The 13,901-nt window shown below is 61.0% G+C and carries 17 protein-coding genes and 1 tRNA gene; 8 read left to right on the top strand and 10 right to left on the bottom strand.

Annotated elements, in window-relative coordinates; genetic code table 11:
* Positions 1-198 precede the first annotated feature (198 nt).
* The 4 genes from JYU29_RS16790 to JYU29_RS16780 all read right to left on the bottom strand — a co-directional run bounded on the left by JYU29_RS16790 (position 199) and on the right by JYU29_RS16780 (position 2,740).
* Positions 199-930 (bottom strand): hypothetical protein, encoded by a 732-nt coding sequence (locus tag JYU29_RS16790; protein ID WP_213986004.1) that lies wholly within the window; start codon positions 928-930, stop codon positions 199-201.
* The gene (locus JYU29_RS18480; RefSeq protein WP_347879916.1) at positions 879-1,085 is read right to left on the bottom strand and encodes a helix-turn-helix domain-containing protein; all 207 of its coding nucleotides are present in this window, start codon (positions 1,083-1,085) and stop codon (positions 879-881) included. The genes JYU29_RS16790 and JYU29_RS18480 overlap by 52 nt, the downstream gene beginning before the upstream one ends.
* A gap of 332 nt (positions 1,086-1,417) precedes the next feature.
* A tRNA-Arg gene (locus JYU29_RS16785) sits at positions 1,418-1,494 on the bottom strand.
* 76 nt (positions 1,495-1,570) lie between these two features.
* A complete protein-coding gene (locus JYU29_RS16780) occupies positions 1,571-2,740 on the bottom strand; it encodes a M20 aminoacylase family protein (protein WP_213986003.1) in 1,170 nt (389 codons plus the stop codon).
* 201 nt (positions 2,741-2,941) lie between these two features.
* Here JYU29_RS16780 and JYU29_RS16775 point away from each other — a divergent pair, with 201 nt between their 5' ends.
* The gene (locus JYU29_RS16775) at positions 2,942-4,054 is read left to right on the top strand and encodes a D-alanyl-D-alanine carboxypeptidase family protein (protein ID WP_250157535.1); all 1,113 of its coding nucleotides are present in this window, start codon (positions 2,942-2,944) and stop codon (positions 4,052-4,054) included.
* Complete coding sequence (locus JYU29_RS16770) at positions 4,051-5,178, top strand: CobW family GTP-binding protein (protein ID WP_213986088.1); 1,128 nt, start codon at positions 4,051-4,053, stop codon at positions 5,176-5,178. Before JYU29_RS16775 ends, JYU29_RS16770 begins: the two co-directional genes overlap by 4 nt.
* Positions 5,179-5,194: 16 nt before the next feature.
* Here the strand turns inward: JYU29_RS16770 and JYU29_RS16765 are convergent, their stop codons facing one another.
* From JYU29_RS16765 to JYU29_RS16745, 5 genes are all read right to left on the bottom strand, one after another.
* Complete coding sequence (locus JYU29_RS16765) at positions 5,195-5,419, bottom strand: sulfurtransferase TusA family protein (RefSeq protein ID WP_213986002.1); 225 nt, start codon at positions 5,417-5,419, stop codon at positions 5,195-5,197.
* Between the two features lie 22 nt (positions 5,420-5,441).
* The gene (locus tag JYU29_RS16760; RefSeq protein WP_250157534.1) at positions 5,442-6,668 is read right to left on the bottom strand and encodes a L,D-transpeptidase family protein; all 1,227 of its coding nucleotides are present in this window, start codon (positions 6,666-6,668) and stop codon (positions 5,442-5,444) included.
* 211 nt (positions 6,669-6,879) lie between these two features.
* The gene (locus JYU29_RS16755; RefSeq protein ID WP_213986087.1) at positions 6,880-7,830 is read right to left on the bottom strand and encodes an acetyl-CoA carboxylase carboxyltransferase subunit alpha; all 951 of its coding nucleotides are present in this window, start codon (positions 7,828-7,830) and stop codon (positions 6,880-6,882) included.
* Between the two features lie 105 nt (positions 7,831-7,935).
* Entirely contained in the window at positions 7,936-8,859 is a 924-nt protein-coding gene (locus JYU29_RS16750; RefSeq protein WP_213986001.1) for a site-specific tyrosine recombinase XerD, read from the bottom strand.
* A gap of 10 nt (positions 8,860-8,869) precedes the next feature.
* Positions 8,870-9,037, bottom strand: coding sequence for a hypothetical protein (locus JYU29_RS16745; RefSeq protein ID WP_213986000.1), 168 nt, complete (start codon positions 9,035-9,037; stop codon positions 8,870-8,872).
* 162 nt (positions 9,038-9,199) lie between these two features.
* Here JYU29_RS16745 and JYU29_RS16740 point away from each other — a divergent pair, with 162 nt between their 5' ends.
* The 4 genes from JYU29_RS16740 to JYU29_RS16725 are packed head-to-tail and all read left to right on the top strand — an operon-like array spanning position 9,200 to position 11,626.
* A complete protein-coding gene (locus JYU29_RS16740) occupies positions 9,200-9,796 on the top strand; it encodes a shikimate kinase (protein WP_213985999.1) in 597 nt (198 codons plus the stop codon).
* A complete protein-coding gene (gene aroB / locus JYU29_RS16735; RefSeq protein WP_213985998.1) occupies positions 9,793-10,920 on the top strand; it encodes a 3-dehydroquinate synthase in 1,128 nt (375 codons plus the stop codon). The genes JYU29_RS16740 and aroB overlap by 4 nt, the downstream gene beginning before the upstream one ends.
* Before the next feature lie 47 nt (positions 10,921-10,967).
* On the top strand, positions 10,968-11,231 hold the full coding sequence (locus JYU29_RS16730; RefSeq protein ID WP_213985996.1) for a type II toxin-antitoxin system Phd/YefM family antitoxin: 264 nt from the start codon (positions 10,968-10,970) through the stop codon (positions 11,229-11,231).
* Entirely contained in the window at positions 11,228-11,626 is a 399-nt protein-coding gene (locus JYU29_RS16725; RefSeq protein ID WP_213985995.1) for a type II toxin-antitoxin system VapC family toxin, read from the top strand. The genes JYU29_RS16730 and JYU29_RS16725 overlap by 4 nt, the downstream gene beginning before the upstream one ends.
* Here the strand turns inward: JYU29_RS16725 and JYU29_RS16720 are convergent, their stop codons facing one another.
* Entirely contained in the window at positions 11,627-11,911 is a 285-nt protein-coding gene (locus JYU29_RS16720) for a BolA family protein (RefSeq protein WP_213985994.1), read from the bottom strand.
* A 162-nt stretch (positions 11,912-12,073) separates the two neighbouring features.
* On the opposite strand from JYU29_RS16720, the gene JYU29_RS16715 reads away from it, so the two are divergent.
* Positions 12,074-12,694 (top strand): J domain-containing protein, encoded by a 621-nt coding sequence (locus tag JYU29_RS16715; protein WP_213985993.1) that lies wholly within the window; start codon positions 12,074-12,076, stop codon positions 12,692-12,694.
* Between the two features lie 171 nt (positions 12,695-12,865).
* Complete coding sequence (cobS, locus tag JYU29_RS16710) at positions 12,866-13,852, top strand: cobaltochelatase subunit CobS (RefSeq protein WP_213986086.1); 987 nt, start codon at positions 12,866-12,868, stop codon at positions 13,850-13,852.
* Positions 13,853-13,901 lie beyond the last annotated feature (49 nt).

Genomic DNA, 13,901 nt, shown 5'->3' with positions numbered 1-13,901 from the left:
ACCTGTGCGAACCTCTTCCGGAAGCCTTCCGGACCAACAGTCCCCCGCGAAGCGGTAGGGTTTTAGAGCTTTGATCTTTTATGTTTTTGTTTCTCTGTTTGGTTCCGTTCATGTGTACGGGGACCAAGCCGTCTCCAGAGACGTTCCGCCTCCCCGTATCTACGGACGGTATGCCATCCGTCCCTGCAAACGGGCGAGCTAGCCCGATACCCTTGCCCGTTGCCGCAAACGTTCGGCTTGATTGGAAATCTGCTCTATGACCGAGGAAGTGAGAATGCTGTTGTTTCCTAAAAGTCCGGCAGCTTCCCCAGACATGACATCAACGATCTCGTTCAGCATCACGACTGAGTAGACCGTAGATGTCCCGTATAACGGATGCCGATCACTCTCGAACCGCTCTATCCAGTCGCCTCGCGCCATCAGTCTCCTTAACGCCTTACTAAGACCACTATCATCAAGCCCAGTTTCTGGCAGAAGAGCATCGCCACATAAATCCTCATAGAGATCGCCTTGGGAGTTACGTTGCCCTTCAACGAAAAGCCTGCGAGGTATCTTCTCGAAGAACTTGTTGAAGCGAAGCGTTTTCAAGCTGATTGCCTGCCAGACTACATTCTCTCCTTTGGTCAATTCTTTAGCAGCAAAAAACGCCTTTGAACGCCAGCGCTGCTGAAGAGTGTTGTAGCCGCTCCTGAAAGCTTTTCTTATTCTCACAGTCTGGTCGTGAGAAAGCCCTCTTATCTGGGCCGAACGATCTATAGGCACGGGACATAACCGGTTAAAAAAGTCTGCTTCTGGGCACACTATCCACTCAGCAGACCCTAGAGCGCTCGACGTGGGGCCGTCGTAATCATCGGTTTCTGACATCGTCATGGCTGGTATCAACACACGTTTTGAAAAAACGCTGTAAGTGCACGCTTCGACACTACCCATCTGCCTCCAAGCTTCCTAGCAGGTGGGATGTGCCCTCCGATGAGGAGGAAGTGCGTTTGACGCCTAGTTCTACCAAGTAGATGACTTATTTCATCAAGACCCCAAACGAGGTCTGAGACATCACGCGTGTTGTCATTGGGTAAATCGGTATTCATGGTAACGCTCCGTAATTACTAGTTGCTGCGGGAGCTCCCCAGTAATACTTGTATATACGAAGCGTCAACATCTTTTGGTTGCAACATGTTGCAACTATATTTCCCCCGATCAACATAACACCCACTGGATGGGATTAAGGCTGTTGAACTTCAGCCTCGTCGGAAATAGGGCAGCAGACTGCTCTCATGTCGCATATATGTTGCATGGACTAGCTGGCAAAGCCCGTAATCGCAAGGAATTGCAGGTACTTAGGGGTAACAAATTGGATTGGATGAGCAGGGGCTCAGCACCCAACTTCAACCTTCAAGCGCCTGATAATATAAGAGAAATTTGGTGATCCCGGCTGGGATCGAACCAGCGACCTACAGATTAGGAATCTGTCGCTCTATCCTACTGAGCTACGGGACCACTCCGGCGTTTCATAGCCTGTTCGGCCAAGAACAGGCAAGCATGGTCGTGCGTGGATGAAACGAAGCGTGAGCGCCTAGGTCCTTTTGCCAAGCGCCGTTTCGGCAAGCCTGACCCAATAGCTGATGCCATACGGGATCGCTTCGTCGTTGAAGTCGTAGGCGGGGTTGTGGAGACCGGCGCTGTCGCCGTTGCCCACGAAGATGAAGGCGCCCGGGCGCTTTTCCAGCATGTAGGAGAAGTCTTCGCCGGCCATCATCGGGTCGACGGCGAGGTCGACGCCGTCTGCGCCGGCAATCGCGATCGCCGTTTCGCCGGCGAACTGCGCTTGTTCGGCGTGGTTGAAGGTCACGGGATAGTTGAAATGGTAGTCCACATCGATGGTCGCATCGTTGGCCGCGCCTAAGCCTTCGCAGATCGCCACGATCCGGTCGCGTGCATAGGCGGCCACTTCGGTGCGAAGCGTGCGCACCGTGCCGGCCAGTTCCACCTGTTCGGGGATGATGTTGTAGGCATCGCCGCCATGGAACTTGGTGACGGACAGAACGGCGGAATCGATCGGATCGGTGTTGCGCGACACGAAAGTCTGCAGCGCCTGCACGAGCTGGCTGCCGATCACGATCGGATCGATCGTGCGATACGGCATGGCCGCATGGCCGCCGCGGCCCTTGATCGTGATCGTGAACTCGGCCGTTGCCGCCATGATCGGGCCTGGCCGGATCGCGAATTGGCCAACCGGCAGACCGGGCTTGTTGTGCATGCCATAGACCGTCTCGATGTTGAAGCGCTCCATGATGCCTTCTTCCACCATCACGCGCCCGCCACCGCCGCCTTCTTCGGCGGGCTGGAAGATCACGGCGACGGTGCCTGCGAAGTTGCGGGTTTCGGCGAGATATTTGGCGGCGCCCAGAAGCATGGCCGTGTGGCCGTCATGGCCGCAGGCATGCATCGCGCCCGGCGTTTCTGATGCGTATGGCGCGCCGGTGATCTCGGTCAGCGGCAGCGCGTCCATGTCGGAGCGCAGGCCAAGCGTCGGACCATCGCCCAGCCGCCCCTTGATCAGGGCCACCACGCCGGTTTTCGCAAAGCCGGTTTCAACCGTGTCGCAGCCGAATTCCCGAAGCTTGCCTTCCACGAAGGCCGCCGTTTCATGCAGATCGAACATCAGTTCGGGCCGCGCATGAAGCGTCCGGCGCCAGCCCGTGACCTCGTCCTGCAGTTCGGCGGCACGATTGAGGATAGGCATGAAAAGGCACTCCGATAAACAAGCCTGAAGGCTATAGCTTGCGCGTGAGCGCGGTCAAGCGAGGCTTGGCATCCGCGCCTTGGCCGGGCCGGCCTTGCCTTCTTGAAGCCAAGATGACGTTTTAACGGCACTCAGCGTTTGGATTCCTGCCAAACCTCGCTGTATAGTCTCCGCAACTTCCCAAGGCACGGACCCGGATCTTTGACCAGAAAGCTGTTTGCCGCGCTTCTTTCCGCAGGTTTGCTGACCGCGCTTCATGGCCAGGCCGCGGCCGGCCCGTCGATCGTGGTGGACACCGCCACAGGCAAGGTTCTCGAGCAGGAAGACGCCTATAAGCGCTGGTATCCGGCATCCCTCACCAAGCTGATGTCGGTTTACGTGACCTTCCGCGCCATTCAGGCCGGCGAGATCACGCTTTTGTCGCCGATCGAGATCAGCAAAAAGGCGACAAGGGAACCGCCGAGCAAGATGGGCTATCCGGAAGGCTCCGTGCTGTCGGTGGACAATGCGCTGAAGATCATGATGGTGAAGTCGGCCAATGACGTGACCACGGCACTCGCCGAAAATGTCGGCGGCTCGGTTGCAGGCTTTGCCGAGCGCATGAACAAGGAAGCGGCGCGTCTGGGCATGAACGGCTCGCATTTCATGAACGCGCACGGCCTTCATGACGACAACCATTACACCAGCGCGCACGACATCGCGGTTCTGGCCACAGCGCTGCGTCGCGACTTCCCGCAATATGCCGATTACTTCGACATCGAGGCGATTGCTGCCGGCGATCAGGTGATCCCCAACCACAACGGCTTGATCGGCCGCTATGAAGGTGCGGACGGCATGAAGACCGGTTACACCTGTCCGGCCGGCTTCAACGTGGTGGCAAGTGCGACACGCAACAACCGGCAGATCATGGCGGTCGTGCTCGGCGCCGTGTCGCCCGATGCGCGCGATTACCGCACCGCCGAGCTTCTGACCGAAGGCTTCGGCAAGTCGCCGGACGGAGCCCCTCTGCTGGCAGACCTTCCGCGCAGCGGCCAGGACCTGACCACCCCCGGCAACATGCGTCCCGAGATCTGCACCGAAGAAGCGCAAAAGCGTATCGCCAAGACCCGCGACGCCGAAGGCAATCCGCTGGTGCCCTCCCCCTTCATCACCGAAATGACCCGGCCGCGCGTCGTGGTCAGCGTGGCGCTCGGCGGCGCAACGGGTCCGAAGTCGACGCAGCCGCGCTATGCCGATGTGCCGATCCCGACCCCACGGCCCGATTATGCGCCGGATACGGCATCCAATGCCGGCGCGGTTGAACAAGGCGGCTGAGTTCAGTGTTTCCCATTCCCGTTTCCGTCCTGACCGGCTTTCTCGGTTCGGGCAAAACTACGCTGCTCAACCGCCTGCTCAAGGATCCGCAGCTTGCCGATACGGCGGTGATCGTCAACGAGTTCGGCGAAGTCTCGATCGACCATGCGCTGGTGGAAAGCGCGACCGACGGCATCATCGAACTGGCGGGCGGCTGTCTTTGCTGCACCGTGCGCGGCGAGCTGGTGGACACACTGAGCGACCTCGTGGAGCGCCTGCGCGACGGCCGCATCGCCGCCATGAAGCGCATCGTGATCGAGACAACCGGCCTGGCCGATCCCGCACCGGTTCTGCATGCTCTCATGGCGCATCCGATCCTCGTGCGCACGCTGCGGCTCGACGGCGTGGTGACGACGGTGGATGCCGTGCACGGCACCCGCACGCTCGATGCGCATCCCGAGGCGGTGAAGCAGGTGGCGGTGGCCGATCGGCTGGTTCTGACCAAGACCGACCTCGCCGACCCTCAAGCCACCGCTGATCTGCGTTCGGCCTTGAAGGCCCTCAATCCCAATGCCGATATTCGGCAAACATCGAACAACGACGATCTGGTCGCGCTTTTGTCTTGCGGGCTTTATGACCCCGAAACGAAGAGCGTGGATGTGCAGCGCTGGCTCGGCCAGGCCGCTCATGAAGAAGCGCACCACCATGATCATCACGACCACGACCACCACGGTCATGACCATGGCGACCATCATCATCACCATCACCACGACGACAGCATCCGCACCTTTTCGCTGACCCATCCGGGTCCGATCCCGAGTGCTGCGGTGGAAATGTTCGTTGACCTGCTGCAGGCCAGCTATGGCGAGCGCCTCCTTCGCATGAAGGGCATCATCGAGCTCAGCGAAGATCCGGCCCATCCGCTCGTGTTGCACGGCGTGCAGACCATCCTGCATCCCCCGGCCCGTCTGCCCCAATGGCCGGAAGGCCCGCGCGGAACCCGCATGGTGCTGATCACCAAGGATGTGCCGGAAGACTACGTGCGCAAACTCTTCGCCACCCTCACCAGCCGCCCGTCAATCGACACCCCCGACCGCGCCGCCATGACGGAAAACCCGCTCGCGATTGCCGGGCTGAAGATCTGAAGATCCGTTAGCCGCCTCAGCCCTTCACGATCGTAAAGCGATGCCCGCTGTCCGTTGCCTCAACGGACACGAGCTGGTGCCCCTTGTCCCGGCAAAAGGCGGGAATGTCGAGGCTGGCCAGGGGATCGGTGGTCTCGACTACCAGGATCGCGCCGGATGCCATGCCCGCAAGACGCTTGGTGGTGCGCAGAACGGGTAGCGGGCAGTTCAGCCCGCGCAGATCATAGATTTCGACGCTCAAGGAAGCCGACCGCCTGCGCGGATCAGTTGGTTGAAGCCATGCGGCGGCGCAGACCCGACAGGAAGCCGGCACTTGGCTCGGCGACGCCGGTTTCGGGCGACACGGCCATCGGCGTCACCTGCGCGGCGGCAGGCACCGGTGCTGCCGGTGGAAGTGCGGCAGCAACGGCCTGCGCCTTTTCGGCGGCTGCGGCCTTTTCCTTGGCTTCCTTCTCGGCCTCGAGCGCCGCCATCTTGCGGCCGGCAGGCGAATCGATTCGGCCCATGCGTTCGGTCTGCGTCACCGAACCGTCGCGGTTCAACGACGGCGGCTCCATTGGAACACGTTCGCCGCGCGACCGCTTCTTGCTCCATTCGGCAACGAGAGCCGCTTCCTTCAGGCCGCCGATCGACGACATCGGGGCGAGCTTGGAACCTCCGTTCGCAGCCGTGCTGAACGCTGCCTGATAGGTCTTGGTGTAGGTCTGGTAGGCGGTCTGCAGGGCTTCTGGCTGCGCGGTCGCCGGGCATGCGCCGGCTGCCGACATCGGCTGATCGGATAGCTGGTTGAACACATAGCGCTTTTCGCAGACATCGACCTTCGGCGGCACCTTGGTGATCTCGAAGTGGTCGTAGCCTTCCTTCAGCATGGTCCAGAACGCGTAGTTCGGATCATCCTTGTAGCGGGCCATGTTGGCGGCCGTCATGCGGAACGGAAAGGCCTGGATCTGGAACGAGGTCTGGCCGCCCTTGAAGGCTTCGCGCGCCAGCGCATAGATCTGCGCGACCTGCGCGTCGGTCATCGAATAACAGCCCGACGACGAGCACGCGCCATGCACCATCAGATGCTGGCCGGTGCGGCCGTGAACGCGGTCATAGGCGTTGGGAAAGCCGATGTTGAACGACAGATAGAAAGACGAGTTCGGGTTCATCTGGCCGGGCTGAACGGTATAGAACCCTTCCGGCGCCTGGCGATCGCCTTCGACATATTTCGGTCCGAGCTTACCCGACCATTTGCAGATGTCGTAGGAGGCCAGCATGTCATAGCGGCCCGTATTCTTCTGCTTCCAGACTTCGAGCTTGCCCTCTTCCTTGAAGATCCGGACCATGATCGGCGACGTCTTCGCCATACCCTTGGTCTTCATGTCGGAAATGAGCTTGGGCGACAGCTCCTGGTTCGCTTTGGGAGCGATGTCGTCGATCGATCCGTTGCAGCCGGCGAGAACGACGGCGGACAGGATCAGACTGGCGCGAAGAAGGCGAAGCGGCATGGCGGCAGAACGTTTCCAGTGACCACGAACGAGGGGCTTTTCACCCCGAGAAGATGGCAGTCTAGAGCCGTTAACCCTTACAAAAGATTACAACAAGCCCTGGAAATTGCCGCCCCTCGGTAATCCCTATGCCGGCAGCTTGAAACGTACCGTAGCGGCAATTTTGTGGCAGGCACCCTCCGCAGTGCATGCCACGCCGGCCCAAGACCGCTTAAAGCGTGCGCCCGATGGCGAGGAACTTGTCGCGGCGATGCTCGCGATAATCCTGCGTGCTTTCGGCAAGCTCGCGGAAACCGGCTGCGATCTGTTCGCCGGCCGCCTGCATGATCGCTTCGCGTCCGCGATGCGCGCCGCCCAGCGGTTCTGCGATGATGCCGTCGATCACCTTCATTTCCAGAAGGTCCTGGGCGGTGATCTTCATGTTGGTGGCCGCGTCGCGGGCACGCGTGGAATCGTGCCACAGAATAGAAGCAGCGCCCTCCGGCGAGATTACCGAATAGATCGAGTGCTCCAGCATATAAACCTTGTTCGCCGTCGCGATCGCAATCGCGCCGCCCGAACCACCTTCGCCGATGATCACGGAAATATTGGGCACGCGCAAACCAAGGCAGGCCGATGTGGAGCGCGCAATGGCTTCAGCCTGGCCGCGTTCTTCTGCGCCGATGCCGGGATAAGCGCCGGCGGTGTCCACCAGCGAAATCAGCGGAATACCGAACTTGTCGGCCATTTCCATGATGCGCACGGCCTTGCGATAGCCTTCGGGCCGCGCCATGCCGAAATTGTGCTTGAGGCGGCTTTGGGTATCGGTGCCCTTTTCCTGGCCGATCACCGCAACGGGCTCACCGCGGAAGCGGGCAAAGCCGCACAGCAGGGCATTGTCTTCGCCGAAGGCGCGATCGCCGGCCAGCGGCGTGTAATCGGTCATCAGCTCGGCGATGTAATCGACGCAATGCGGACGGTCCGGATGGCGCGCAACCTGCGCCTTCTGCCATGGGGTCAGGGCCTTGTAGGCATCGCGCAGGGCATCGCGCGAGCGCTTTTCCAGCCGCGAAATCTCGTCCGCCACATCAACCGCGCCGCCGTTCTCACTCATTTTCTTGAGTTCAACGATCTTGCCTTCGAGGTCGGCGACCGGCTTTTCGAAATCGAGATAGTTGTACATGCGGCTGGCCAGAACCCTCGGAACCCAGGAAACCTTGAAAACACTGCCCGTCAAACGGAAACAATAGGGAATACCCGTTCCGGGCTTGGCTGGCAAATAGCCCGCTCAGCCCTGGTCGGCAAGCGGATGATGGTCATTCACCAGCGCGATCAGCCGCTTTTCCAGCACATGCGTATAGATCTGGGTGGTGGAAATGTCGGCATGACCCAGCAATTGCTGCACCGCGCGAAGGTCCGCACCGTTCTGCAAGAGGTGGCTGGCAAAGGCATGACGCAGCACATGCGGCGACAGATCGGACGCGTTTAACCCGGCGCGCGCGGCCAGTCCCTTGAGGTCGCGGGCAAAAACCTGCCGCGCCAGATGCCCGCTTTCCGAGGATGCCGGAAACAGGAAGCGGCTTGCGGCGAAGGCCGGCTTTGCAGCCCGCGCACCGAGCCACGCCTTCATCGCCGTCTGCGCCTTGGCCGTCAGCGGCACCAGCCGCTCCTTGTTGCCCTTACCCTTGACGAAGAAGAAGCGTTCGTCGCGCCGGGCAACCGTGACCGGGAGCGACACCAGCTCCGAAACGCGTAGGCCCGTGGCATAAAGCACCTCGATCAGCGCATGCATGCGCAAGGCATCGAAGCGCGCATCGTCACTAGCAGCTTCCCCGACCTCCTGCTCGGCGTGGTCCAGCAGAACACCGACATTTCCCTCGCTGAGCGTCACCGGCAGCGGACGATCCTTGCGCGGCATGTCGAGCGTACCAGTGGGATCGTCCGCTCGCACGCCTTCGGCATGGAGAAACTTGAAGAACTGCCGCAAGGCCGACAGCCGCCTGGCCTGGGAACTCGCCGCAAAGCCGCGTGCGGACAGTGAAGCCAGATAAGCGCGCAGCTGCGGCGGCGTTGCTTCATGAAGCGGCCCCGCCACCGTGTCGGCTGCATCTTCCAGGTCGCGGCGATAGGATTGCAGCGTGTTTTCGCTGGCCCCGCGCTCGGCCACCATCATCTCGAGAAAAGCCTCGATGCGGGCTCCGTTTCCCGTCATGACCACGCTTTCATGGGGTTGGCGACGACACGGCATTGCGGTCGAGCTGATCGATCGGAACCGGCACCACCATCTGTGTTTGCCGCGGCGACACGAAGGTCGCCAAGGCAAACATCGCCGCATAAACAAGCGCAACCAGGATGGCGATCACGGTCACGAACCGGAACAAAGTCGGCATAAACAGGCAGCCTCGATTAATCGATCCGAGTCAGTTCGACCTTATCCGCCGCGGTTGCGCCCGTGGCAAGGCTGCATGACCTCCAAGAGGAGGGGGAGTTCGCCTTCGGCGCTTGACGCAATCGGCGTTTTGCGGTGCTTGTCGCCGCAACAAGGAGCCGAAATGACTGTTTTAGCCGAATCGCCTTTGCGCAACCAGATCGTCAGCCGGCTGGGCTCGCGCGCAATCGTGTTTGTCGGCCTCATGGGCGCCGGAAAAACCTCGATCGGCCGTCGCGTCGCGCAGGCGCTCGACCTCCCCTTCGTCGACAGCGACCATGAAATCGAAACCGTTTCGCGCCTTTCCGTACCGGAACTCTTCGAGCGCTACGGCGAGCCGGAATTCCGCGCTCTGGAACATCGCGTGATCGAGCGTCTGGTGCGCGAAGGTGCCGGCATCGTGTCCACCGGCGGCGGCGCTTTCATGAATGAACAAACGCGCGCGGTTGTGGCCGAACACGGCATTTCCGTGTGGCTGAAGGCCGATCTCGACGTTCTCATGGAGCGCGTATCCAAGCGGCAGACACGGCCCCTGCTCAAGACCGCCGATCCGCGCGCAACGATGGCCAAGCTGATGGACGATCGCTATCCCACTTACGCGCAGTCCGATCTCACCATCGAAAGCCGCGACGAAAAGCGTGAAGTGATCACCGGCGAAGTGATCGAAGCGCTCGACCGCTTTCTCGACCTCGCGCCCCGCAGGACCGCATCCGCATCATGATCTCCCCTTCGATCCGCACCGTCACCGTCGGTCTCGACACCCGCACCTATGACATCCTGATCGGCGATGGACTGATCGACCGTGCCGGCGCCGAGATCCAGGCGCGCCTGCCCGGCATCCGCGTGGCGATCGTCACCGACGAGAACGTTGCCGCCGCCGGTCATCTCGCACGGCTACAGGCGTCGCTGGACGAAGCCGGTATAGGCCATGCGGCCTTGATCCTGCCGGCCGGCGAAAAAACCAAGAGCTTCGATCATCTGCAGCAAACCGTCGGCGCCATTCTCGATGCACGGCTCGAACGCGGCGATGCCGTTGTGGCGCTCGGCGGCGGCGTGATCGGCGATCTCGCGGGCTTTGCGGCAGGCATCGTGCGCCGCGGCATGCAGTTCATCCAGATCCCGACCTCGCTTCTGGCGCAGGTTGATTCCTCCGTCGGCGGCAAGACTGGCATCAACACCGCGCAAGGCAAGAACCTCGTCGGCGTGTTTCACCAGCCGCGCCTCGTTCTGGCCGACACCTCCGCCCTCGACACGCTGTCGGAGCGCGAATTCCGCGCCGGCTATGCCGAAGTCGCCAAATACGGCCTGATCGACAAGCCAGACTTCTTTGCCTGGCTGGAAGCCAACTGGCGCGACATCTTTTCAGGCGGTTCGGCCCGCAGCGAAGCCATTGCCGCATCCTGCCAGGCCAAGGCCGATGTGGTTGCCCGCGACGAGTACGAAACCGGCAATCGCGCTCTGCTCAACCTCGGCCACACCTTCGGCCACGCGCTGGAAGCGGCCACCGGCTATGACAGCGCCCGCCTCGTTCATGGCGAAGGCGTTGCAATCGGCATGGCCTTGGCGCACCGCTTCTCCGCCCGCCTCAACCAGGCAAGCCCCGACGACGCCATTCGCGTCGAAACGCATCTCAAGGCGGTCGGCCTGCCAACCACGCTCGCCGATGTTCCAGGCGGTCTGCCCGACGCCGAAAAGCTCCTCGCCTTCATCGCGCAGGACAAGAAAGTCTCCCGCGGCGCCCTGACCTTCATCCTCACCCACGGCATCGGCCAAAGCTTCATCGCAAGGGATGTTCCCGCCTCCGAAGTCCTCGCCTTCCTGCAGGACGCACTGGCTGGAAGATAGGCGCAGCCTGTATTATCCTTGCGATGAAAGCTGAGGGATGGAGCGCCATGACCATTCACGTCACCCGCAAGGATTTCGAAGACAGGACGGCTGAACTGCTCGATTCCGCTGAGCGCCATGGTGAGACCATCATGGTGACAGAGGGCGGGAAGACCGTCTTCGAGTTGAAGACGATTGAACGCCCCTCGACTTATACCGAGGAGATGCGTCGGCACGACGATGCTATCTTGGCGCGTTTGCGGGGTAGCCTGACGAAATATGATCGGCCCTTCGATTCCGTGGGCGAGGAGGATTGGGAAGCCCTCAAGTGATCCTGATCGACACGCATGTTCTGCTTTGGTGGACGACAGGTCAATCATATCGGGTGAGTGAAGCAGCTTCTGGACTGTTTGAGAGCGCACGCGCGGTAGCAGCGGTGAAGGTCTCCGCTATGACGATGTGGGAGGTAGCGCTCCTGGACAGTCAAAACCGCATCACCCTGGAAGAAGGCTTCGCCGCTTGGCGATCTCGCGTCGAAGCGATGATGTTCCTGCACTTCATCCCGATCGACAACCGCATCGCCGTCGAGGCCAACCGTCTGCCGGAGCCGTTTCACCGCGATCCGGCAGACAGACTGATCGTCGCAACGGCACGCCTGCTCGACATGCCGCTGCTCACCGCCGACACGAAGATCCTGGACTATCCCTTCGTCAAGACGATTTGGTGACTACCAGCGCGTCGCCTCGCCCGGTGCGGCGGGCTCGATCGCCAGGGCGTGCACCTTGTCGACCGCCAGCTCGTTTTCCAGAAGCTCGTTGACCATCCGGTGCCGTTCGATCCGGCTCAGGCCGTCGAATTTGGCTGAAACGACCCGCACCCGAAAGTGCGTTTCGCCCGAACCGTTGAAGCTCGGCTGATGGCCGGCATGAAGGTGGCTTTCGTTGATAACTGCGAGCCGCTCCGGCTGAAGCGCCTGCGTAAGCTTGCTTTCGATCTTTTCTTGGATGGACATCGAACCTCATCGCTCCCATATCTGCGTCTGATCCAGACCCGGCGCGCTTTCCGTTGCGGCGCATGTCGAAGCAGGGTTCTGGGCTACAAATCGCAAATGTCAATTCTTGTATCGTCGCGCGAAGCTCGCATACTTCAGCGCTTGGAGACAGTACGACGACCCATGACGAACTATTCGAAATCTTTCGAGAAACTGCGCATCCGCCCGGACAAGAAGGCTGCTGCCGCCACCCAATCCCAGGCGCCGTGTTGCCAGTGGGACGGATGCAATCAGCCGGGCACGCATCGCGCGCCGGTCGGGCGCATGCGTGAAGGCGAGTATTTCCGCTTCTGCATCGATCACGTGCGCGAATACAACAAGAGCTTCAACTACTTCTCGGGCGTGCCGGACAGCGATGTCGCGCGTTTCCAGAAGGAAGCGATGACCGGCCATCGTCCGACCTGGAAGATGGGAACGGCAACGGGTGCGGCCAGTTCTTCGCCCGACGTGTCCCAGATGCGCTCGGGCCGCGCCGGTTACTACCGGATGCGCGATCCCTATAACGTGTTCGGAACGGGCGCGACGGCACCGCAGGAGCGCAAGGCCAAGCCGCTGGAAGCCAAGGCGTTGACGACGCTCGGCCTGACGGTGAAGGCCACCTCCAAGGAGGTCAAGGCGCGCTACAAGGCGCTGGTGAAGAAGCATCACCCGGATTCCAATAACGGTGATCGCGCTTCCGAAGACACGCTGCGCGAAGTTCTGCAGGCCTACAAGCTGCTCAAGCAGGCCGGTTATTGCGATTGAAGCGCGCGTGGTGTCGGCGGCTGGCAACCTTGCGCCAGCGCCTTAGATAGGCTGGCACAGCGTTTTTTAATTCCCACCGACGGAGAAGCTGGTTTAAGAAAAACCGGCATTGAAAGAGATGAAGGACGGCGAGCGCGCTTGGGGATCACCTGAGCCCCGCCTGGAGGCATGATGGACAAGCTCGACCGCGACAGCGCCAATCTTCCGGATACCACCGTGTCGGTGAAGGACACGTTCGGTTTCGAGTCCCAGATGGTGGTGCCTGCTTATTCCACTCGAACCGAGCATGTGCCGGATATCGATCCGGATTATCTGTTCGACCAGCAGACCACGCTGGCCATCCTGTCGGGCTTTGCCTTCAATCGCCGCGTGATGGTCTCGGGCTACCACGGCACCGGCAAGTCGACCCATATCGAGCAGGTCGCCGCACGCCTCAACTGGCCCTGTATCCGCGTCAATCTCGACAGCCATGTCAGCCGCATCGATCTCGTCGGCAAGGATGCGATCGTGGTGAAGGATGGCATGCAGGTCACCGAGTTTCGTGACGGCATCCTGCCCTGGGCCTATCAGCATAATGTCGCGCTGGTGTTCGACGAATACGACGCCGGCCGTCCGGACGTGATGTTCGTGATCCAGCGCGTGCTGGAAGCCTCGGGCCGGCTCACCCTGCTCGACCAGAGCCGCGTCATTCGCCCGCATCCGGCTTTCCGCCTGTTTGCCACCGCCAACACGGTCGGCCTCGGCGACACCACCGGCCTTTATCATGGCACGCAGCAGATCAACCAGGCGCAGATGGACCGCTGGTCGATCGTCACCACGCTGAACTACCTGCCGCATGCCGAAGAAGTCGCGATCGTTCTGGCCAAGGCCAAGCACTACCAGAACGACAAGGGCCGCGAGATCGTCAGCCGCATGGTGCGCGTTGCCGATCAGACCCGCTCCGCCTTCATGAATGGCGATCTGTCGACCGTGATGAGCCCCCGTACGGTAATCACCTGGTCCGAAAATGCTGAAATCTTCGGCGACGTCGGCTTCGCCTTCCGCCTCACCTTCCTCAACAAGTGCGATGAACTGGAACGCGCGGTGGTCGCCGAATTCTATCAGCGCGCCTTCGGCGAGGAACTGCCGGAAAGCGCTGCCAACGCGGTACTGGGCTAAGCGCTGATGCTCTGGTGGGAAAAACCATCGAGCGAATTCGCGCCAATCC

The sequence above is a fragment of the Tianweitania aestuarii genome (genome assembly GCF_018457165.1).
In the GTDB taxonomy this organism is placed as follows: domain Bacteria; phylum Pseudomonadota; class Alphaproteobacteria; order Rhizobiales; family Rhizobiaceae; genus Tianweitania; species Tianweitania aestuarii.
Note: the sequence above shows the minus strand (reverse complement) of the source record. Positions and strands in the feature narration are given on the sequence as shown.